At 71.6% G+C, this 20,933-nt stretch carries 18 protein-coding genes; 7 read left to right on the forward strand and 11 right to left on the reverse strand.

What is annotated here, in order from left to right; translation table 11 throughout:
- Positions 1 to 319: 319 nt before the first annotated feature.
- Entirely contained in the window at positions 320 to 1,564 is a 1,245-nt protein-coding gene (locus tag ACIA5D_RS13270; RefSeq protein ID WP_396030119.1) for a hypothetical protein, read from the reverse strand.
- Positions 1,546 to 2,076: a SigE family RNA polymerase sigma factor gene (locus ACIA5D_RS13275; protein ID WP_396030120.1), complete on the reverse strand. Its 531-nt coding sequence runs from the start codon at positions 2,074 to 2,076 to the stop codon at positions 1,546 to 1,548. The genes ACIA5D_RS13270 and ACIA5D_RS13275 overlap by 19 nt, the downstream gene beginning before the upstream one ends.
- A gap of 212 nt (positions 2,077 to 2,288) precedes the next feature.
- Between ACIA5D_RS13275 and ACIA5D_RS13280 the strand changes: the two genes are divergently transcribed.
- Genes ACIA5D_RS13280 through ACIA5D_RS13290 form a run of 3 tightly spaced genes read left to right on the forward strand, consistent with a single transcriptional unit; the run spans position 2,289 to position 9,038 of the window.
- Positions 2,289 to 5,333 carry an ExeM/NucH family extracellular endonuclease gene (locus ACIA5D_RS13280; RefSeq protein ID WP_396030121.1) on the forward strand — a complete coding sequence of 1,015 codons (3,045 nt, stop codon included), beginning with the start codon at positions 2,289 to 2,291 and terminating at the stop codon, positions 5,331 to 5,333.
- Positions 5,334 to 5,336: 3 nt separating this feature from the next.
- Positions 5,337 to 8,084, forward strand: coding sequence for an AAA family ATPase (locus ACIA5D_RS13285; RefSeq protein WP_396030122.1), 2,748 nt, complete (start codon positions 5,337 to 5,339; stop codon positions 8,082 to 8,084).
- Between the two features lie 57 nt (positions 8,085 to 8,141).
- A complete protein-coding gene (locus ACIA5D_RS13290; RefSeq protein WP_396030123.1) occupies positions 8,142 to 9,038 on the forward strand; it encodes an alpha/beta fold hydrolase in 897 nt (298 codons plus the stop codon).
- A 43-nt stretch (positions 9,039 to 9,081) separates the two neighbouring features.
- Here ACIA5D_RS13290 and ACIA5D_RS13295 read toward each other — a convergent pair whose 3' ends face one another.
- From ACIA5D_RS13295 to ACIA5D_RS13315, 5 genes are all read right to left on the reverse strand, one after another.
- Positions 9,082 to 9,855 carry an ABC transporter permease gene (locus tag ACIA5D_RS13295; protein ID WP_396030124.1) on the reverse strand — a complete coding sequence of 258 codons (774 nt, stop codon included), beginning with the start codon at positions 9,853 to 9,855 and terminating at the stop codon, positions 9,082 to 9,084.
- A complete protein-coding gene (locus tag ACIA5D_RS13300; protein WP_396030125.1) occupies positions 9,852 to 10,853 on the reverse strand; it encodes an ATP-binding cassette domain-containing protein in 1,002 nt (333 codons plus the stop codon). Before ACIA5D_RS13300 ends, ACIA5D_RS13295 begins: the two co-directional genes overlap by 4 nt.
- Before the next feature lie 127 nt (positions 10,854 to 10,980).
- A complete protein-coding gene (locus ACIA5D_RS13305) occupies positions 10,981 to 11,856 on the reverse strand; it encodes a permease prefix domain 1-containing protein (RefSeq protein WP_396030126.1) in 876 nt (291 codons plus the stop codon).
- Positions 11,853 to 12,224 (reverse strand): PadR family transcriptional regulator, encoded by a 372-nt coding sequence (locus tag ACIA5D_RS13310; protein WP_396030127.1) that lies wholly within the window; start codon positions 12,222 to 12,224, stop codon positions 11,853 to 11,855. The genes ACIA5D_RS13305 and ACIA5D_RS13310 overlap by 4 nt, the downstream gene beginning before the upstream one ends.
- 44 nt (positions 12,225 to 12,268) lie before the next feature.
- On the reverse strand, positions 12,269 to 12,928 hold the full coding sequence (locus tag ACIA5D_RS13315; RefSeq protein ID WP_396030128.1) for an SDR family NAD(P)-dependent oxidoreductase: 660 nt from the start codon (positions 12,926 to 12,928) through the stop codon (positions 12,269 to 12,271).
- On the opposite strand from ACIA5D_RS13315, the gene ACIA5D_RS13320 reads away from it, so the two are divergent.
- Positions 12,909 to 13,766 (forward strand): helix-turn-helix transcriptional regulator, encoded by an 858-nt coding sequence (locus tag ACIA5D_RS13320; RefSeq protein WP_396030129.1) that lies wholly within the window; start codon positions 12,909 to 12,911, stop codon positions 13,764 to 13,766. The two genes, ACIA5D_RS13315 and ACIA5D_RS13320, sit on opposite strands and share 20 nt — an antisense overlap.
- A 15-nt stretch (positions 13,767 to 13,781) precedes the next feature.
- On the opposite strand, the gene ACIA5D_RS13325 is transcribed toward ACIA5D_RS13320, so the two are convergent.
- On the reverse strand, positions 13,782 to 14,258 hold the full coding sequence (locus ACIA5D_RS13325; protein WP_396030130.1) for a MarR family winged helix-turn-helix transcriptional regulator: 477 nt from the start codon (positions 14,256 to 14,258) through the stop codon (positions 13,782 to 13,784).
- Between the two features lie 96 nt (positions 14,259 to 14,354).
- On the opposite strand from ACIA5D_RS13325, the gene ACIA5D_RS13330 reads away from it, so the two are divergent.
- From ACIA5D_RS13330 to folE, 3 genes are read left to right on the forward strand one after another with little or no spacing between them, the layout of a single operon-like run.
- The gene (locus ACIA5D_RS13330) at positions 14,355 to 15,695 is read left to right on the forward strand and encodes an aminomethyl transferase family protein (protein WP_396030131.1); all 1,341 of its coding nucleotides are present in this window, start codon (positions 14,355 to 14,357) and stop codon (positions 15,693 to 15,695) included.
- 15 nt (positions 15,696 to 15,710) lie between these two features.
- Positions 15,711 to 16,862, forward strand: a complete 1,152-nt coding sequence (pabB, locus tag ACIA5D_RS13335) for an aminodeoxychorismate synthase component I (protein WP_396030132.1) — start codon at positions 15,711 to 15,713, stop codon at positions 16,860 to 16,862.
- Positions 16,859 to 17,410 (forward strand): GTP cyclohydrolase I FolE, encoded by a 552-nt coding sequence (gene folE / locus ACIA5D_RS13340; protein ID WP_396030133.1) that lies wholly within the window; start codon positions 16,859 to 16,861, stop codon positions 17,408 to 17,410. The genes pabB and folE overlap by 4 nt, the downstream gene beginning before the upstream one ends.
- A gap of 179 nt (positions 17,411 to 17,589) precedes the next feature.
- Here folE and ACIA5D_RS13345 read toward each other — a convergent pair whose 3' ends face one another.
- From ACIA5D_RS13345 to ACIA5D_RS13355, 3 genes are all read right to left on the reverse strand, one after another.
- Positions 17,590 to 18,993, reverse strand: coding sequence for a right-handed parallel beta-helix repeat-containing protein (locus ACIA5D_RS13345; RefSeq protein WP_396030134.1), 1,404 nt, complete (start codon positions 18,991 to 18,993; stop codon positions 17,590 to 17,592).
- 74 nt (positions 18,994 to 19,067) lie between these two features.
- Positions 19,068 to 20,444, reverse strand: coding sequence for a permease prefix domain 1-containing protein (locus tag ACIA5D_RS13350; protein WP_396030135.1), 1,377 nt, complete (start codon positions 20,442 to 20,444; stop codon positions 19,068 to 19,070).
- Positions 20,441 to 20,806, reverse strand: coding sequence for a PadR family transcriptional regulator (locus ACIA5D_RS13355; protein ID WP_396030136.1), 366 nt, complete (start codon positions 20,804 to 20,806; stop codon positions 20,441 to 20,443). Before ACIA5D_RS13355 ends, ACIA5D_RS13350 begins: the two co-directional genes overlap by 4 nt.
- Positions 20,807 to 20,933 lie beyond the last annotated feature (127 nt).

Below are 20,933 nucleotides of genomic sequence, written 5' to 3' on the forward strand. Positions count from 1 at the left end.
GACCCGCCCGCGGTGACCCGCCCGCGGTGACCCGCCCGCGGTGACCCGCCCGCGGTGACCCGCCCGCGGTGACCCGCCCGCGGTGACCCGCCCGCGGTGACCCGCCCGCGGCGCCACACACCCGCCCGCGGCGCCACACACCCGCCCGCGGCGCCACACACCCGCCCGCGGCGCCACACACCCGCCCGCGGTGACCCGCCCGCGCTGACCCGCCCGCGGTGCCACACCCGCGCGCGGCGCCACACACCGCCTGCGGTGCCACACCCGCCTGCGGTGCAAACCCGCCCGCGGTGCCACACCCGCCCGCGGGCGAAGCCGGTCAGCACTTCCAGGTGCGGGGGCCCAGGTTGCCGTTGTCGAGCGACTGCGCGATCTGCGTCCCGCCCACGACCAGGCCGTAGTCGGAGACGGCGATCGGTTGGGCCTTCTGGCCGGTGGGGACGGTGAGCTCGGCCGGGCCGTCGTCGCGCAGGACGAAACCGCTCGCGACCACCCAACCGGCGGCGTTGACGCGCTCGCCGGGGCCGATGCCGTCGAGCCCGGACGGGACGTCGGCGGCGGCCGGGGTCTCGAACTCCTTCATCTCGCCGGTGCGCAGGTTCCAGCGGGCCACCGACTGGCGGGGCCAGAAGCCGCCGGTGGCCCAGTCGCCCCGGCCCGCGTAGGCGGCGGCGGTCTGACCCGACGGCGTCGTCAGCTTGCGGCCGTGGCCCTGCTGGTCCCAGGCGTACCCGGCAATCGCCTCGCCGTTCTTGTAGAGGGCCCCGACCAGGGTGCCATCGTCGAGGATGGCCATGACGTTCGCGCCGTCGGGCAGCGGGAGTCGCTTGGCGGTCGTCGAGCCGGCGTTCCAGAGCAGGGCGAAGCTGTCCTTGCCGCCGCTGTTGCCCGAGGGCTCCGCGTTGATGACGACATCGCCGGCCGTGTTGATCGCGGGGACCGGGTAGATGTGCCAGTTGCCGGACGGCGTACGCAACCTTGTGTATTTGCCGTTTTGATAGCGGAAGGCGTATTCCGACGCACCCTCGCTGACCAGGCCCACCACGACGCCGTTGGCGTTGACCGCGGAGAGCTCGACCGACTCGCCGCGCATCGGCAGGGCCTGGGGCTTCCCGTCGGTCCACAGGATCGGATGGAAGTTCTGCCCGACGATGTCGTGGCCGATGATGTAGCGGCCGGTCGGATCGACCGCGGTCACGGAAGCTCTCGTCATGCCCTTCGGCGTTGCCAGGACGGACATCGCGCAGGCCGCGGCGGGCGCCGACGACGGCGCCACCGCCGTCGTCCCGATCGGCGGCGCCTCGGTCGGCTGCCCGGTCGGCTCCTCGGCCGGCTGCTCGGATGATGGTGAGCCGACGGCGACGACCGCGGCATTCCGCGGATGGAACAGGATCGACGGGACCGCGACCAGCACCGCGATGGCCAGCGCGGCGCCGCCCGCCGCCTGCCAGGAGCGACGTCGCGTCACCCGCCGCCGGCCCGCCGCGACGAGCGCACCCACCTCGAGCCGGCTCGGCGGCACACCGACCGCCTCGAACCGCTCGCTCAGCTCTCGCTCGTCCACCGCGAATCCCCTTCCACGCTTCCGACCCGGCCCGCTTCGAGGACACTGCGCAGGGTTGCCAGCCCGCGCGACGACTGGCTCTTGACGTTGCCCACCGAGCAGCCGAGCACCTCGGCCGTGTCCTCGACGGACATGTCGCCCAGGAAGCGCAGCACCAGCACCGCCCGCTGCCCCTTCGGCAGCTCCCGCAGCGCGGCGACCAGCTCGTCCCGCTCCTCGAAGCCGTGCTCGCCGGTGGTGGCCTGCTCCGGGACCGCGTCGCCGAGCAGCACCCTCGCCCATCGACGACGGCGCTCGTCCAGGTAGCGGCGGACGACGATGCGATTGACGTACGCGTCGAGGTTGTCCGCGCCGGAGGCGCGTTTCCATCCCACGTAGAGCGAGGTCAGCGCCGCTTGCACGATGTCGTCGGCCTGGTGCGCGTCCGAGCAGAGCAGGTAGGCGAGGCGGTGCAAGTGAGGCAGCCGCACCGACACGTAGTCGACGTACTCCCGTTCCAGCTCGGTCCGCATCCCGCTCCCCCTGCGTCAGTGTCCACCACCATGTCGCGGCGGGAATGGCGGAAGGTTGCATCGATGACCGTACTGAAGGGTCTTTTAATTTTGCCCGGCCATCGGCAAAGCTGCTTCTCAAGGTCGCATACCGTTCAGATCTTGTCCGCCCGCGGTCGGATGGGGACGCCTAGCGTCCTGTTGTTGATCCACGAAAGCCTTGGAGGTCGGGAGTGTCCCGTGCCCTTGCCCGGCGCTGCGCCATTTCGGCGCTGTCGCTGTCCATAGTGGGTGTTGCCTGTTCGATCAACGGCACACCCGCCCTCGCCAACCCGGCCGGAACCGGCCTGGTGATCAGTGAGGCCTACGTCAACGGTGGCTCGGCCGGCGCGAGCTACACCAACAAGTTCATCGAGCTCCACAACCCCACCGGCGCGGCGATCTCGCTGTCGGGGGACACGTTGCAGTACCGGGCGCCGGCCAGCACGGTCGTGCCCAGCGGGTCGCAGGTCTTCGCGCTGACCGGGTCGGTCGCGGCGCACGACCACTTCCTCATCCAGCTGCCGAGCAACGGGGCGAACGGCGCGGCGCTGCCCGCAGCCGACCTCAGCACCGGGGGAAGCGTCAACCCGGGCGCGGGCGGCGGGACGCTCTACATCGCCGCGAGCGCCACGGGTGTGCTGCCGACCGACGCCGCGGTCGTCGACAAGATCGGGTGGGGGACCAGCAACTCGCCGGAGGGGACCGCGCCCAGCGGGAACTCGGTGGTCCTGAGCTACCAGCGGTCTGCGGATGGCGCGGACACCGACAACAACGCGGCCGACTTCCAGGTCGCCGCCCCCACGCCGACGGCCTCCGCGCCGGCCGGCGTCGAGGTGGTGAATCCCGGCGCGCAGAACGCGACCGCCGGCACCCCGATCACGCCGGTGAGGCTCAGCGCCGGCGGTGGCACGGCGCCCTATGCCTGGACCGCGACCGGATTGCCGAATGGGCTGGATATTTCCGATTCAGGGGTCATTTCGGGCACTCCGACGACCGCGGGCACGTCGTCGGTGACCGTCACGGCGACCGATGCCGCCGGCGCGACCGGCGACGCGACCTTCAGCTTCGTGGTCACGGCGGCCGCGGTGGTGCTGCCGATCGCCGAGATCCAGGGCGCCGACACCGACACCTCCCCGTACGTGAACCAGAACGTCATCACCGAGGGTGTCGTCACCGCCGCCTACCCGACCGGTGGCTTCAGCGGCTTCTTCCTCGAGACCGGCGGCGCCGACACCACGCCCGGCGCCTCCGACGGCGTCTTCGTCTTCGGCTCGATCTCGGCCGCGCAGGTCGCGATCGGCGACAGCGTCCGGGTCGCCGGCAAGGTCGCCGAGTTCCAGGGCGAAACCGAGATCACCGGCCCGTCCGTGACCAAGCTGGACACCGCGCTGCCGGCCGTCCAGCCGCGCACGCTGCCCTGGTCGGAGCTGGACACCAACGCCGAGAAGGAGGCCCACGAGGGCGAGCTGCTCGCGCCGCAGGGCACCTTCACCGTCACCGACAACTACGACACCAACTGGTACGGCTCGTTCACGCTCGCCGCCGGTGACAGCCCGCTGCGGCAGCCGACCGACGCGGGCCGGGCCGGCAGCGCCCAGGCGCAAGCCGTGGCCGCCGACAACGCGGCCCGCACGGTCACCCTGGACGACGGCTCGAGCCTGAACTACTCGAGCGCCGCCAACACCGGCAAGCCGTTGCCGTGGCTGACCTCCACCAACACGGCCAGCGTCGGCTCGAAGGTGACCTTCCGCCAGCCGGTGGTCCTCGAGTACCGCTTCTCGCTCTGGAACTTCCAGCCGCGTCAGCAGGTCACCGACGACGGCACGGCGGTCGCGACGTTCAGCGACACCCGCGCCGGCAACCAGCACCCGCGCTCGTTCGGCGGCGCCAGCCTGGCGACGTTCAACGTCGAGAACTACTTCCCGATGACCGGGGAGAGGTACGAGGCGGCGGGCCTGGGCACCTGCACGTACTACAACGACCGCGACGGCAACCACATCGGGGTCAACACCTGCACCGGCAGCGGGCCGCGCGGCGCCGCGAACGACGTCAGCTTCGCCCGCCAGCAGGCGAAGATCGTCACCGGGATCAACCGTCTCGACGCGAGCGTCGTGTCGCTCGAGGAGGTCGAGAACTCGGCCTGGTTCGGCCAGCCGCGCGACACCGCGCTGGCCGGGCTGGTCGACGCGCTCAACGCCGCGGCGGGCTCGACCGTCTGGGCGTACGTCCCCTCGCCGTCCGCCGACAAGCTGCCGCCGCTCGCCGACCAGGACGTGATCCGTACGGCGTTCATCTACAAGCCGGCCGAGGTCGCCCTGGTCGGCCCGTCGCAGGTGCTCACCACCGCGTCGGGTCCCGGGCAGTCGTTCTCGATCGCCCGTGAGCCGCTGGCGCAGGGCTTCAAGAAGGTGGGCGCCACCGACGCCGACGCGTTCGTGGTGGTCGCCAACCACTGGAAGTCGAAGGGCGCCGGCACCCCGCTGTACCCCGGCGACGAGGAGGACACGTCGTCTCCCGCCGTCGACCAGGGCGCGTTCAACGCCACCCGGGTGCACGAGGCGCAGGACACCATCGCGTTCGCCTCGTCGGTCGCTTCCTCGCTCGGCGTGAACCGCACCTTCCTCGTGGGCGACTTCAACTCGTACACCCACGAGGACCCGATGGAGACGCTCTACGCGGCGGGCTACTCCGACCTGGGCAGCGTCTACGACCCGGCGGAGCAGACCTACTCGTTCAACGGTCTCGAGGGCTCGCTCGACCACATCCTGGCGAACACCGGCGCCCGCGCCATGGTCACCGGGGCCGACGTCTGGCAGATCAACGCCCAAGAAGCCATCGCGTACGCGTACAGCCGCTACAACTACAACGCGACGCTGCTCTTCAACGGCAGCGACCCGTTCGCCGCCTCCGACCACGACCCGGTGATCGCCGGCCTGACCCTCCCTTCGGCGCCCGCCTGGAACAAGTCGAAGATCTACAACAGCGGCGACCTGGTCTACTACAACGGCTCCACCTGGCGTGCCCTGTGGTGGACCCTGAACCAGAAGCCCGGCGACCCGTACGGCCCGTGGGAGGAGATCCTCACCACCCAGGACGGCACGGCGGTCTGGACGGCGTCGCGCGTCTTCGTGGCCGGTGACGTGGTGTCCTACCAGGGCAAGAAGTACAAGGCCCTGTGGTGGACCCGCAACCAGAAGCCCGGCGACCCGTGGGGCCCCTGGAAGCAGGTCGGCTGAGTCATGGGGGCCGCCGACCGCCCTGGTGGGAGGCGGCCCCTGCTCGTCGACCGGCAGCAGGAATGCGCCGTGCTCGACCGGCTTCTCGACGAGGCGCGCGCCGGTCGCGGCGGCGTCCTCGTCGTTCACGGTGACGCCGGAATCGGCAAGACCGCGCTGTTGGATCACGTGGCCGAGGCGGCCGCCGACCTTCATCTCGTACGGGTGGCGGGCATCGAGTCCGAACTGGAGCTCGCGTTCGCCGCCCTCCATCAGCTGTGCGCCCCGCTGCTCCACCGGCTCCCGCGCCTGCCCGCGCCGCAGCGAGACGCGCTCGACACCGCCTTCGGCCTGCGCTCCGGCCCCGCCCCCGACGGGTTCCTCGTCGGCCTGGCCGTGCTCACCCTGCTGTCCGAGGCGTCCGGGGACCGGCCGCTGGTGTGCCTGGTCGACGACGGGCACTGGCTGGACCGCACGTCGAGCCGGGTGCTGGCGTTCGTCGCCCGCCGGCTGGTGGCCGAGCCGGTCGCGCTGGTGATCGCCGCCCGCGAGCCGGGCGACGATCTTCGAGGCCTGCCGGTTCTGAAGGTGGACGGGCTTCCGGACGAGCACGCCCGGGACCTCCTCGCCTCGGTGGTGCGGTCGCCGCTGGACGAGCGGGTCCGGGAGCGGGTGCTGGGCGAGGCGCGGGGAAATCCGCTCGCCCTGCTGGAGCTGCCGCGGGACACCGCGGACGGTCTCTGGCTGTCGGCCGAGCCGTCCCCGGCGGGCCGCGTCGAGAGGGCCTTCCGCCGGCAGATCGACGCCTTGCCGTCCGGGACCCGCCTTCTGTTGCGCATCGCCGCCGCTGACCCGGTGGGCGACCCGGCCCGGGTGTGGCGGGCGGGCCGGCTGCTCGGCGTTCCGGCCGAGGCCGCCACCGCGGCGGTGGCGGCCGATCTGATCGAGTTCTCCACCTGGGTACGGTTCCGGCATCCGCTGGTGCGTTCGGCGGCCTACCGCGCGGCGTCGCTCGCCGAGCGGCAGGAGGCGCACGGCGCCCTGGCCGGGGCCACCGATCCCGACGCGGACCCCGACCGGCACGCCTGGCACCAGGCCCGGGCCGCGCCCGGACCGGACGAGGACATCGCCGCCGCGCTCGCCCGGTCGGCGGGACGGGCGCAGGCCCGGGGCGGGCTGTCCGCGGCGGCCGCGTTCCTCGACCAGGCCGCGACGCTGACGCCCGACCCGGCGCGGCGCGCCCGCCGGCTTCTCGACGCCGCGCGGACCAAGCGGGACGCGGGCGACCTTCAGGCGGCGCTCGACCTGCTGGCCGCGGCCGATGCCGGGCCACCCGACGACCGGCGCGCCGCCGAGGCGCGGCATCTGCGCGGGCAGATCACGCTCGAGCAGCGTCGCAGCCGGGAGGCCGCCGGGCTGCTGTCCGGCGCGGCGCGGCAGCTGGCGCCGTTCGATGCGGGGCTGGCGCGCGAGGCCTACATGCAGGCGCTCGGCGCCGCGATCTGGACCGGCGAGTCGGAGCAGCCCGGCGTGCTGAGGGAGATCGCTACGGCGGCCCGGCAAGCGCCACCCGGCCCACCGGAGCCGCGCGCCGTCGACATGCTGCTCGACGCGTTCGCGATCCGGCTCACCGACGGTCACGCCGCGGCCGCGCCGAGCCTCGCGAACGCGCTGCGGCTGATCCTCGCCCTCGAGCCCGGCGCCGGCCGTGACGTCGGCCGGTTCCTGTGGCTGGCCGGGTACCGTGCCGGCGGGATCGTCGCCGGTGAGCTGTGGGACGACGAGGCCTGGCACACTCTCGCGACCCGGCAGGTCGAGGTGGCGCGCGGCGCGGGGGCGCTCGTGCAGCTTCAGTACGCCCTCAACTTCCTCGCCTGGGCGAACATCGAGGGCGGCGACCTCGCCGCGGCGGGCGAGCTGCTCGACGAGGATCGGCTGATCGGGGAGGCGATCGGCGCGCGGCCGATCGGCTACTGCGCGCCGGCCCTCGCCGCCTGGCGCGGCGACGAGGGCGTGGCCACCGAGCTGATCGAGATGACCAACCGGCTGGCCGCCGCGCAGGGCACCGGCCGGTACCGCACGCTCGCCGATCACGCGAGCGCGGTGCTCCACAACGGGCTCGGCCGGCATGCCGCGGCCCGGGACGCCGCGCGGCGGGCGTTCGAGCGGGACGAGCTCGGGTACGACGCGTTCGTCGCCGCCGAGCTGGCCGAGGCCGCCTCCCGGACCGGCGACCCGGACCTGGTGACCGCGGTGCGTGAGCGGATGGCACGCCGGTGCCGGGCGACGCCGACCGAGTGGGCGCTGGGCACCGAGGCCTGTGTACGCGCCCTGGACGGCGGCGGCGACGAGGCGTTCCGGGAGTCGATCGAGCGGCTCGGCCGTACCCGTCGCCGGGCGCAGCTGGCCCGCGTGCACCTGCTCTACGGGGAGTGGCTGCGGCGGGAACGCCGGCGCGCGGACAGCCGCAAGCATCTGCGGATCGCGTACGCGAAGCTCTCCGCCATGCGCGCCGACGGCTTCGCCGAGCGTGCCCGCCGCGAGCTGGCCGCCACCGGCGAGAGCGTCCGCAAGCGCGCCGCCGACACCGTGGTCCTCGAGTTGACCGCGCAGGAGGCGCAGATCGCCCGGCTGGCCCGGGCCGGGCTGTCCAACCCGGAGATCAGCACCCGCCTGTTCATCAGCCCGCGCACCGTCGAATGGCATCTCGGCAACGTCTTCGCGAAGCTCGACATCAGCTCTCGCCGCCAGCTGCGCACGCTGCCGATCTGAGAACCCCGGGGGTTACCCGGGTACGAGCCCCGGGCCGGCGGCGCGAGGGTGGCTGTCATGGACACGAACCCACTTGCCGTACCGGGTGCTCCGCACCTTCCGCCCGGCTTCGCCGACACGTTCACCAGCCAATTCGTCGACACCCCCGGCGTACGCCTGCACGCTGTCACCGGCGGCGAAGGTCCGCCCCTGCTGCTCGTGCACGGCTGGCCCGAGTTCTGGTACGCCTGGCGCCTGCTGATGCCGGCGCTGGCCCGCGACTTCCGGGTCGTCGCGGTCGACCAGCGCGGCATGGGCCTGTCGGACAAGCCGACGAACGGCTACGACACCGGCACGCAGGCCGCCGACCTGGTCGCGCTGATGGACGCCCTCGGTCATCGGGAGTTCTCCGTCGTCGGCCACGACACCGGCTTCACGATCGCGTACGCCATCGCCACCGACCACCCCGGCCGCGTCGAGAAGCTCGCCCTCCTGGAGATCCCCGGCTCGCCCGGCACGGCGCCGGCGCCGCCGCTGTTCGTCCCCGGGCCGGTCAACGACCGGCTCTGGCACCTGCCCTTCAACCGCATCGAGAAGCTGAACGAGCAGCTGGTCACCGGCCGGGAGGACCTCTTCTTCGGCTGGGAGTTCGAGGCCGCCGCCAAGAAACTGCCCGTCGAGGTGGTCGCGTACTACGTCCGCGCCCTTTCCAACCCGGACTCGCTGCGGTCCAGCTTCGGGTGGTACCGGGCCATCGACACGACCATCGCCCAGGACGAGAAGCGCAAGACCCAGCGCCTGACGATGCCGGTCCTGGCCGTTGGCGGCGCGGCAAGCTTCGGCGACCACGTCGGCGACGCCGTCCGCCTGGTCGCCGACGACGTGCGCAGCGAGGTCATCCCCGGCACCGGCCACTTCCTCGCCGAGGAGTCGCCCGATGAGCTGCTCGCCCTGCTGACGTCGTTCCTGCGCTGAGTGAGGCCGGGCCCGCGGATGGGCCCGGCCGTCCCCGCCGTTACTAGAGGGACCGCTGGTGGACGCGGTAGGCGCGGGCCGCCAGCCACGCCATCAGGACGGCCAGCGCCCCCAGCAAGGCCACCCGGTTGAGCACCAGCCCCCAGTCCGGCGCGACGCTCAGCGCCTCGCGACTGGCCACCGCGGCCCAGTCGACCGGGTTGAACCGGGCCACCTTCGCCACCCAGTCCGGCATGAGCGCGGGAGCGATCATGATGGAGGACAGGAAGGCCAGGGGCAGCACCAGGAACTGCGCGACGGCGATGAGCGCCTCCTGCTGGTGGACCAGCAGCGCGATCGCGTTGGACAGCGCCGCGAACACCGCGGCGATCAGGACCGCGCAGGCGAGCAGGACCAGCAGCCCGGGGGCGCCACCGGGATATCGGGCGCCGGCCAGCAGGCCGGTGGCGAACATGATCAGGGACTGGACGACGGTGACCAGCGCCTGGTGCGTCAGACCCGCGGTGACCAGGGCGGAGCGGCGGATCGGGGAGGTGAGGGTGCGGTCCATCACCCCGCGCTCCATGTCCTGCACGATCGACGTGCCGCTCCACCCGGCCGACATCATGGCGGTCATGACGACGACGCCGGGGGTGAGGTAGTCGAGGTAGTTGCCGCCGAAGCCGGGCAGCTCCGCGACGCGGCGGAAGAGTTGACCGAACAGCAGCAGCCAGAGCAGCGGCTGCACCAGGGTGAACAGCAGATACGCGGGCTGACGGGACAGGGTGCGCAGCGAGCGGCCGGTCAGCAGCCGGGCGTGGGTCAGGGCGAGCGTCACAGCAGCGCCGCCTCACGGTCGTCGAGGCGGTCGGCCTCGCGGAAACTGCGTCCGGCGTGGTGCAGGTACACGTCGTCCAGCGATGGCCGGGCGACGCCGACCGAGGCCAGCTCGATCCCGGCCGCCTCCAACGCGGCCAGCACCGCGGGCAGCACCGCCGCGCCGTCGGCGACGCGGGCGTGCAGGGCCCCGCCCTCGGCGAAGACGGCGCCGGCCCCGGGGATCGCGCCGATCACGTCGCGCGCCCGGCCGGCGTCGGACTGGCGCACCAGACCCGCCCGGATCGTGTCGCCGCCCAGCGCGCTCTTGAGCTGGTCGGGGGTCCCGGCCGCGACCACCCGGCCGGCGTCCACGATGGCCAGTCGCGCGGCCAGGTGGTCGGCCTCCTCCAGGTAGTGGGTGGTGAGCAGCACGGTCAGCCCGTCCTCCCGGGCCAGCCGGGCGATCTCGGCCCACAGCTCCAGGCGCGCCTGCGGGTCGAGGCCGGTGGTGGGCTCGTCCAGGAACAGCACGCGCGGCCGGTGCATGAGGCCCATCGCCACGTCGAGCTTGCGTTGCATGCCGCCGGACCAGGTGCCGGCCAGCCGGCGGCCCGGCCCGGTCAGGTCGAACCGCTCGAGCAGGCCGGCCGCGCGGGACCGGGCGTCCCGGGCCGGCGCGCCGTGAATTCGTCCCTGCAGAATCAGGTTCTCGAGGCCGGTGGCGACGGGATCGAAGCCCGGCTTCTGCGACACGTACCCGATCAATTGCCGGACGTTCGCGGGCTGCTGCACCACGTCGATGCCGTGTACCCGGGCGTGGCCGGCGTCCGGCCGGCTCAGCGTGGTGAGGATCCGGACCGTGGTCGACTTGCCGGCGCCGTTGGGGCCGAGCAGGCCGAAGACGGTGCCGGGCTCGACGGTGAAGCTCAGGTCGGTCAGGGCATGGACCGCTTTCGCGCCCGTGCCGTACGACTTGCCCAACTCCACCGCCTCGATGGCGGGTGCTGGCGTGGACATGGTGCTCTCCTTCCGAAACGGCCGGTGAGCTACCGTGTTGGCTGCGGGCACTGACGGCAGGTCGGCCTCGGTCGATGACTCCGGGGTGTCTTACGTGGTCGTGGTGTTGGCGCACCACGGCCACGGTCTATTTGTCGGTCACGAACAGCATGCGGGCGACCGTGATCATCATGACCACGACGCCTCCGACGATGGCGAGCCACGACCACAGCCAGCCCACCGTCAGGGTCAGCAACACGAACACGGCGATCGCGATCACCCAGATGACCAGCGTGTAGATGCCGAACCGGGCCGCGGCCGAGGGGTCCTCGGTGAAGCGGTTGCCGACCTCGGCCTGCGACTCGGCCATGCGCATCACCCACTGCTTGTGCCGGTTCGTCTGGGTGGCGCCGAGGAAGCTCAGGATCGCGGCGCCGGCCACCGCCAGCGTCGCGCCGGCGAAGACCCAGGCGAGATCGGCGCCGCGCACGTAGAGCCAGCCGCAGCCGAGCCCGGCCAGGACCAGCAGCGCCCCGGCGCCGTATCCCACCGCGCGGCCGGTGGGCATCGGGTGATTGCTGGTGGTCTCCTGGCTCAGGGCGTCGGCGGTGACGGCGCCGAATGCGACCGCGACGACGAGCGCCGCGACGGCCTCGCCGGCCAGCGGAACACCGCCGGCCGTGGCGGCGAGCGCCAGCACGGCGAGCCCGGTGACGCCGACCGCCGACAGGATCACGGTGCGCAGGACGAAGGCCGGGCGGGGCCGGACCCGGAGCACGGTGCTCATGGCGTACGCGGAGGAATTTGTCTCGTCGATGAGCGTGCGAATATCGCCCAGCTCTTCCATCGCGCGGCGCGCGGCGGCGCCACCGGACAGTCCCTCGGCCTGGAGCTCGGTGGTCCGCGCGACCAGGTTGGCGCGCACCTCTTCCTTCAGGTCTTGCCGCTCGGGGGTCATCTCGATGCCCGCGAACGCCTCGTCGAGCAGCCGATGGACGTCGGCGGTGTCGTTGGAGTTGGTCACGATCGCCCTCCGGGGGCCGGGTTCAGGTCGAGCAAGGTATCGATCAGGTCGCGGGTGAGCGCCCATGCCGCGACGTTGCGGCGGTAGACGGCGCGGCCGGCGTCGGTGATCCGGTAGTACTTGCGCCGGCCGCCCTGGCTCTCGTCGCCCCAGTAGGCCTCGATGAGCCCGTCCTTCACCAGCCGCCGGTAGGTGGCGTACAGGGTTGCTTCTTTGATCTCGTGCCGCCCACCCGTGGCATCGCGGATCCGCTTGAAGATCTCGAACCCGTAGCGGTCGTCGTCGCGCAGCACCGCCAGCACGATCGTGTCGGTATGGCCGCGCAGCAGGTCGGCCGCGAGGACGTCTTCCGGCGTCTCCTCAATCACGACAGCTACTGTATCAGATACAGTACTGAACGCGGTATGCCTGTCTATTCGGCCCCGGGAAGATCAAAGCGGACGCCGGTGAGCTCCTCCGCTGCCGCCCAGAGCCGCTTGCCGGCGGCCGGATCGGCGGCCTCCCGGCTGAGCCGCGCCTCGGTGACCCGGCCGCGGGTCTCCCCGAGCCCGGCCGGCCCGAAGAACTGGCCGCCGCGCACCCCGGTGCCGGTGGCGGCGCGCAACTGCGGCAGCGCGCCCTGCTCCACCGGCTGGGTGACCAGCAGGCCGGCCCGCGCGATCACCCGCCCGAGCCGGCCACGGTGCTCCCAGGCGCGCGGCGTCAGGTTGGTGCGGGTGAGGCCGGGGTGGGCCAGCACGCTGACGATCGGCGATCCGGCGGCGCGCAGGCGGCGGTCCAGCTCGACGCCGAAGATCGTGGTGGCGAGCTTGGACCGGCCGTAGGCGGGAGCGGCCCGGTAGCCGCGCTCGGACATCAGGTCGCCGAAGTCGAGGTGCGCGTTCTTGTGGGTGATCGAGCTGAGACTGACGACCCTGGCCTCCCGCGCCGCGGACAGATTGCCCAGCAGCAAGCCGGTCAGCGCGAAGTGGCCCAGCATGTTGGTGGCGAGCTGCAGCTCGAAGCCGTCGGCGGAGGTGCGGCGCGGGCCGAGCAGCACCACGCCGGCGTTGTTGACCAGCAGGTCGATCACCGGGTGGCGGGCGGCCAGGCTCGGCGACTTCCTGCGCGCCCGGCGCGGCCGGCTTCGCCCGCACGACGTGGGCCTGGAGCCGGGCGGCCGGCGCAAGGTCACCGGGCTGCGCCGCGAGGAGCTGGCCCTGCTGGCCGGGCTGAGCACCGATTACTACCAGCGGATGGAGCAGGGCCGGGAGGTACGCCCGTCCGACGACGTCCTGGACGCGCTCGCCGGCGCGCTCGGCCTCGACGACGAGGAGCGCCGTCACCTGTTCGCCCTGGCCCACGCCGCTCGCCGCCCGATGCCCGCCCGGGTGAGCCGCGATGCGGAACGGGTGCCGGACAGCACGCGCCGGCTGCTGCGGGTGATGGACACCCCGGCGGTCGTGCTCGGCCGGCACCTCGACCTGCTCGACTGGAACCCGATGGCGGAGGCGCTGCTCGGCGACCCGACCGGCTACCCGCCCGACCGGCTCAACATGCTCCTGCTGATGTTCGACGACACGTTCACCGGCGAGCGGAGCTGCCCGGACTGGGAGCGGCAGGCCCTGGACTACATCGGCATGATGCGCGCCGCCGTCGCCACCGACCCCACCCATCCCCGCGCCACCGCGATAGTCGGCGAGCTGAGCATCCGCAGCGCGGAGTTTCGGCGGTTGTGGGCGCGCCACGACGTGCGCGAGTCGGTCAGCGGCACCAAGACCTTCCGGGTTCCCGAGGTCGGCGACATCGTCCTGGACTGGGACACCTATCCGCTGCCCGGCAACCCCGGCCCGGTCATGCTGGTCTTCACCGCCGAGCCGGGCAGCGCCGACGCGGACCGGTTGCGGCTGCTGGCGGCCTTGCGTGCCTGACCCACGGCCGGGACGCTAGCCGGCGGCCGGCCGTGCGACCGGCCAAGCGGTCGCGTAGTCAGGGTCCTCGCCCTCCAGCGCGACCGTCAGCCCCCGGAGCCGGCCGACGAGCTCGTCACGACCGCCGCCGGGCAGGACGCCGGCGAGCAGGCTGTCGAGTTCGGCCATCCGGGCGCGCCCATCGGCGACGCCGGCGAGGCCGGTCTCGGTGAGCTCGTGCAGCACCACGCGCCGGTGCACCGGATGCGGCAACCGCCGGACCCAGCCGGCCCGTTCCAGCTGGCCCAGCGCGGTGGTCACGCTCTGCGGCGTGAGGTGGAAGCGGCGGGCCAGGTCGGAGGCCGACATGAGGCCGAGCTCGTCGAGGTGGACCGCGAGCCCGAGCTGGGTCAGCGTGACGCCGAGCCCCTCGAGGGCGTCCTGTGCCTGCCGGTGCACCGCCTGCTGGGCGCGGTAGAGCACGTAGGGCAGCCCGTCCTGCCAGCCCGTCATCCGCGGTCTCCGATCGCCGAGGTCATGAGTGTCAGCAGCCATCTTAAATTATTCCAGGGACTTTAAAAGTTTTCAGACGGCTGATAACTTCACCACATGGTCAGCCTCGAAGAAGAGATCACCCAAGCGGGCGGCGCGCTGCAACTTCTGCGCCAGGGTCGCTCCGGCGCCTACCCGTTCCCCATCAAGGCGGAGTTCACCAACTGGCGCGACGAGCAGGAGGCGTGGCGGAACTCGGCCGCGCTCATGGACCTGTCCCACCACATGACCGACCTGATCCTGCGGGGCCCGGACACCTACCGGCTCCTGGAGCGCATCGGCGCCAACAGCTTCCAGGGCTTCGGCACCGACAGCGCCAAGCAGCTGATCGCGGTCCGTCCGGACGGCTACATGATCGGCGACTGCATCCTGTTCGGCATCGCCGGCGACCACGTACGCATCGTCGGCCGGCCCCCGGCGCTGAACTGGATCGAGTTCAACGCCGTCACCGGTGACTGGGACGTCGAGGTGCGCAAGGATCTGCGTACGGTGCAGAACCCGAAGGGCCGCGAGCTGTTCCGCCTGCAGCTGCAGGGACCGCATGCGGCGGCGATCTTCGAGAAGGTCAACGGCGGCCCGATGCCCGACATCCCGTTCTTCCACATGGGACGGTTCAAGATCGGCACGCACGAGGTGCGGGCGCTCAACCACCGCATGTCCGGCTTTCCCGGGTACGAGTTCACCGGTCGGTACGCCGAGTTCGAGGCCGTTCGCGACACCATCCTCGCGGCCGGGGCGGAGTACGGCGTCCGTCAGGTGGGCTCTCGCGCGTACGCGTCGGTGGCCACCGAGTCCGGCTGGATCGCGAACACGCTGCCCGCCACGTACACCGGCGACGACATGAAGGCCTTCCGGCAGTGGATGCCGGCCCGGTCGTTCGAGGGCAATCTGGCGCTGGGCGGCAGCTGGGTGGCCGACGACATCGAGGACTACTACACGACGCCGTGGGACCTCGGGTACGGCCACATCATCAAGTTCGACCACGACTACATCGGCCGCGAGGGTCTCGAGGCCCGCAAGGACGAGCCGCACCGTCGCAAGGCATGGGTGCTCTGGGACCGCGACGACGTCGCCAAGATCTTCGCCAGCATGTACGAGCCGGGCGACGAGCGCTTCAAGTACCTGGAGATGCCGGCGGCCTTCTACACCGCCTGCCAGTTCGACCGGGTGGAGAAGGACGGCGAGCTGGCCGGCGCCGCGATGCTCACCATCTACTCGTCCAACGTCCGCGGGTGGATCTCGCTCGGCACGCTCGGCACGTCCGCCGCGGTCGGCGACCAGGTCGAGATCGTCTGGGGCGAGCCCGACGGCGGCACGCCGAACCCGGCCGTCGAGCGCCACACCCAGACCCGGGTCAAGGGGACCGTCATGTCCCGGCCGTTCCCGCAAGGTCACTGAGCGGCCGGGCAGCAGGTGACGGCCCGCTTCGACGACCTGACCACCGGCCGGGCGCTCGCCTTTCCGGCGCCCGGCCGGGTGCTCGCCACCGACGATCTCGCGGACGTCGCCGCCGTACTCGATGAGGTTGATCGGGCGACCGCCCAGGGCGCGTGGGCCTACGGCTTTGTCTCCTACGAATCTGCCCCCGCCTTCGATCCGGCCCTGGCGGTGCAGCCGCCGGCCGGCGGCGGCCCACCCCTGATCTGGTTCGGGCTCTGCGACGAGGGCCCTTTCACGCCCCAGACCCTTCCTTCGCGTACGGGGCCGGCAGCGCACTGGGAACTGGACTGGACCGCGGAGGCGCACGCCCATGCCGTGTCCCGCATCCACGAGCACATCGCGGCCGGCGACACATACCAGTGCAACCTGACCACGAGGCTGCGAACCCCGTACCCGTACGATCCGCTCCTTCTGTACGGCGCCCTGGCGCGCGCCCAGCGCGCCGCGCACAACGCCTACCTGGACACCGGGCGTTTCGCCGTCGCGAGCGCGAGCCCGGAGCTGTTCCTGGAGTGGTCGGGCGACCGCCTGCGCACCAGGCCGATGAAGGGCACGGCCCGGCGCTCGGCCGACCCCGTGGCCGACGCGCTGAACGCGCGGGCGTTACGGACGAGCCCCAAGGAACGCGCCGAGAACCTGATGATCGTCGACCTGATCCGCAACGACATCGCGCGCGTGGCCGCGATGGGCACCGTCGACGTGCCGCGGCTGCTGACGCTGGAACGGTATCCGACGGTCTGGACGATGACCTCCGAGGTGACCGCCCGGCTGCGGCCCGGCGTGGGGCTCGCCGACATCTTCCGCGCGATGTTCCCGTGCGGCTCGGTCACCGGCGCGCCCAAGGCCCGCAGCATGCAGATCATCCGCGACGTCGAGGACGGCCCGCGCGATGTCTACTGCGGAGCGATCGGCTGGGTGGCGCCGCCCTCGTCGCCGATCCGGGCCCGCTTCAGCGTGGCCATCCGCACGGCGGTGGTGTGCCGGGCCTCGGCAACGGCGACCTACGGCGCGGGCGGCGGCATCACCTGGGACTCGTCGCCGGCCGGCGAATGGGCCGAGGTGCTCGCCAAGTCCGCGATCCTCGGCCGCGTATCGCAGCCCACCCTCTCGGAGAACATGTCATGACCATGGACCTGGTCGCCGCCGAAAAGGCCGCCCGCGACTTCCTGACCGCGCTCGACGTCCCGACCGACGACGAGACGATGATCGACACCCCGCGCCGGATGGCCAAGGCGTACGCGGAGTTCTTCACCCCGCGCCCCTTCGACCTGACCACCTTCCCCAACGACGACGGCTACGACGAGCTCGTGGTGGCCCGCGACATCCCGTTCCACTCCGTGTGCGAGCACCACCTGCTCCCGTTCCACGGCCGCGCCGCGGTGGGCTACCTGCCGGACGCCCGCATCCTCGGCCTGTCGAAGCTCGCGCGCGTCGTGGAGATGTTCGCGCTGCGCCCCCAGGTTCAGGAGCGCCTGACCAAACAGATCGCGGACTGGCTGAACACCCAGCTGCACCCTCTGGGGGTCGGCGTGCTCATCGAGGCCGAGCACACCTGCATGACCCTGCGCGGCGTCCAGGCCATCGGCGCCACCACGGTCACCTCGACCATGCTCGGCCGGCTGCGCAGCGATCCCCGCTCGCGCCAGGAGTTCCTCTCGGTGGCCCGCGGCTGATCGGTTCCGGACGGGTCAGCGGGAACGGCCGCCCGTCGCCGCTGCCGGCCACCGCAGCGGTCAGGCCACCGGCCGCAGCCACGGTTGCCGGTCCACTCTGCCAGACGCAGCCGGACGGCCCCGTCCCACAAAGCGCGGCATCCGGCCGATGCCGGTCGGCCGGGTGCGCACCGGGCGGATCAGCGACGGACCGTGTAGGTGCTCGATCGGTCCTGGCCGCTCGCGGCCCGGTAGGCCGCAAGCCCGCGCTGTTCGGCGTCGTTCCAGTAGTAGAGCTCCCGCCCGGCGGGCACCTTGCCCACATACGTGTTGTGGTTCAGGACGAGCCGGGCGTTCTTGGCGGCGCCGCCGGCCGGGGCGTTCCGGTAGAGCAGCACGGCTTGGCCAGGGTTCGTCGAGATGACGGTGTTGTGCGTGATCGTGGTGTCGTGGACGTAGTACTGAAGGAGCATCTCGGGGGAACCGTCGTCCAGCGTGTTGTTGCCGCGCAGGACGTTGCCGGTGACGGTGACGTCGTACGCCTCGCCCCGGTCCTGGTCGTATCCGCCGATGGCCAGGCCGGTGTAGCGGCTCCGGGTCACGGTGTTTGCCCTGACCGTGATGTCGTTCGTGCGGCCCTGGCGCCATTCCGAGGCGACCTCGATGCCGATGTCGGAGGCGTCCACCCGGTTGCCGGCGATGGTGATGGCCGCGCCGCCGTCGACGTAGATGCCGTCGGCGCAGTTGCACCAGGAGCCGTCCTCCCAGTACGCCGGGTTGCCCTCGCTGATGATGCGGGACACCCGGTTGTACGCGATGAGCCCGTTGCGTGCCCGGTTGACGTCGGTGAACCGGGCCGCTCCGGAGATGGTCGGCTCGAATCCGATGGCGTCGATGCCGATGTTGTTGTCGTCGTGAATGACGTTGTGGGTCACCGACCAGCCGTCGACGTTGCCGTTGAGCACCAGGGTCTCGCTGGCGCCGAGCACGAGATGGTCGAGCTCGTTGCCGGTGATGCTGACCGCTGAGATGGGCCGGTCCGGCTTCGTCCCGTACACGGCGATGCCGTGCGCGTTCATGTCGAAGCTGCCCAGGGTGCCGTTGTCGTTGCCGAGATGGTGGACGTGGTTGCCGCTGAGCCGGATCGAGTGGCCCGAGCCGGTCACGAGGATGCCGATCGGCACCGCCGACAACGAGCTCGTGCGATAGCCGGTGACGGCGAGGCCCGAGACGGTGACATCCGAACTGTCGCGGATCTCCACCATGCCGCTCTGCCCCGCGCGGGGGTTCAGGCCCGCCCCGTCGAGGACCGGAGCCGCTCCGGCCGCGGCCCGCACCGCGATGTGGGCGCGGCCGTTGATGACGATTCGCTGGCGCGCGTACGTGCCGCCGGCGAGCAGCACTGTCCCGCCGGAGCGTCCGAGGCGGTCTACGGCGGCCTGCGGTGTGCGCAGCGGAGCTCCGGCGGTTCCGGCGGCGGCATCGGATCCCTGGGGTGACACATACAGTGTCGTGTGACGAGCTGCCTGCGCCCCGGTGACGGACAGACCGAGGACGACGGCCGCGGTGGTGGCGATGACCGTGATGCGACGAGCGGTCGACATGCCGCGTACTATCGCGCGGCTTTCTCACCAGCGCAAACGCTCAAAATGGAGTGCTCGTTTGGTAGACGTCGGACTTAGACGTAGCTGAACAACGGAGGAAAGACGAGGACCACGATCCAGGCCCACGCCGCGTACACCGGCAGGTAGCCGGTCTGCCAGCGTTCGAGCGCGGCGAATGGCGTGCGCCGGCGGATGAAGGTCAGCAGGAGCCACGCCGACCACGCGAGGTTGACCAGCAGGATGACGTTCTCGCCGAGCGCGGCCGCCCGGTTGGGCGTGCCTCCGTATTCGTCGGTGATGCGCCCGGTGATCTCCAGCAGCACCAGCACGTCGATGGCCAACGCGCTGACCACGAGCGCGAGTTGGAGCTTGTCGAACGGGCCGGGCGCGGCCAGCGGATCGCGGGCCGAGAGCGAGTAGAGGAGCAGCCCCAGCACCACGACCAGCAGGAGGTTGAACAGGATCAGCGCTTCGCGCTCGACGTCGATGCCGTGGCTGGTCCAGACGACGGCGACCAGGAAGGCGAGGAGGGCGGCCGTGAAGAGCGGGGTGAACAGCCGTGTGAGGACCGGCGCGATGTTCTCGACGACACTCTGCTTGGCCTCGACGAGCCACCCGGCAACGACGACTGCGGCCGCGGCGCCGCAGGGAAGGAGCCATTGCGAGATGAACTCCTCCGGGACGATCCCGATGGCCTTGAAGGTGTTGAACAGGAACGCGGAGAGTACGCCGCCGCCGAGGGCCATGAGTACGAAGTAGATGAACCACTCGCCGGTGAAGCGGATGAAGTCCATGCGCAGGCGGGACGAGAGCCAGTCGTCGGCGACATAGGCCAGACCGACCACGAGCCAGAGCGCGATCGGAAGGTGGATGCTGGTGACGACCACGGACTGCGAATCGTCCGCCAGGGGGTAGGCGTTGGCCGCCACGGCGCCGAGAGCGAACAGCGCCACCAGTATCGCGATCACCGACCGTCGGGCCTGTCGGCGCCAGGCCAGGAACGCCGCCAGCCAGGGCAACGCGAACAGGGTGAAGTTCCGCGCGTAGAACGAGCTGTCGTCCTCGAAGCTCAGCCCGAACAATGCCGGCACCTTGACGGACGCCACCGCGCCCGCCGCGCAGATGGCCATGGCCCAGAGGTCCCGCCGGGAGCGCGTCTCGGTGACCGGGCTGCCGGTGTCGGCGGTCAGCACCAGCTGCTTCCACAGTCGTTCCGAATGCTCCCGGGCGAACTCGCGGGAGAGCTCGTCGAGGCTGCCCATCCGTTTGACCGCGACCAGGAACGCTTCATCCGTGCTCAGGCCGGCCGCGACGAGCTCGTCGACGGACCCGCGGAGGTGGTCTTCGAGTTCGTCGGCGTCGAGCGGTTGCAGCTCCTTGCGGCGGAGCACGTACTGACGCCACTGCGCGAACTGCGCTTCCAACTCCTTCTGTCCGTCCGGCGCCGTCATGCGAGACCCTCCAGCGGGTTCACCGTCAGCGGCACACGGTCATGCCAGATCTCCTTGAGCGCGTCGACGACGGTGTCCCACTGCCGACGCTGCTCGGCCAGCTCAGCCAGGCCCTTTTCCGTGATGCGGTAGTACTTGCGTTTTCGCTCGCCGGTGACCGACTGCCAGCTCGACTCCGCATGACCGAGGCGCTCGAGCCGGTGCAACAGCGGGTACAGCAGCCCCTCGGTCCAGTCCAGCTCGCCCCCGGACAGCTCGTTGATCCGCCGGAGGATGGCGTACCCATAGCTCTCACCCTCGGCCAGGATGCCGAGCACCAACGGTGTCGCCGAGGCGGCCACCAAATCCTTAGCAACCTTCACGAGGCCTCATCCCGCCACCATCCCTAGAAGTACGATGCATAGTACTGGTAGGTATTGTCGGGCGCAACGGCCGTTCACGTGTCCCTTGCCAGCGGTATCCGCGCGCCATCCGTCGCAACACGGGGCG

This window comes from Actinoplanes sp. NPDC051513, from assembly GCF_044454685.1.
Lineage (GTDB): Bacteria > Actinomycetota > Actinomycetes > Mycobacteriales > Micromonosporaceae > Actinoplanes.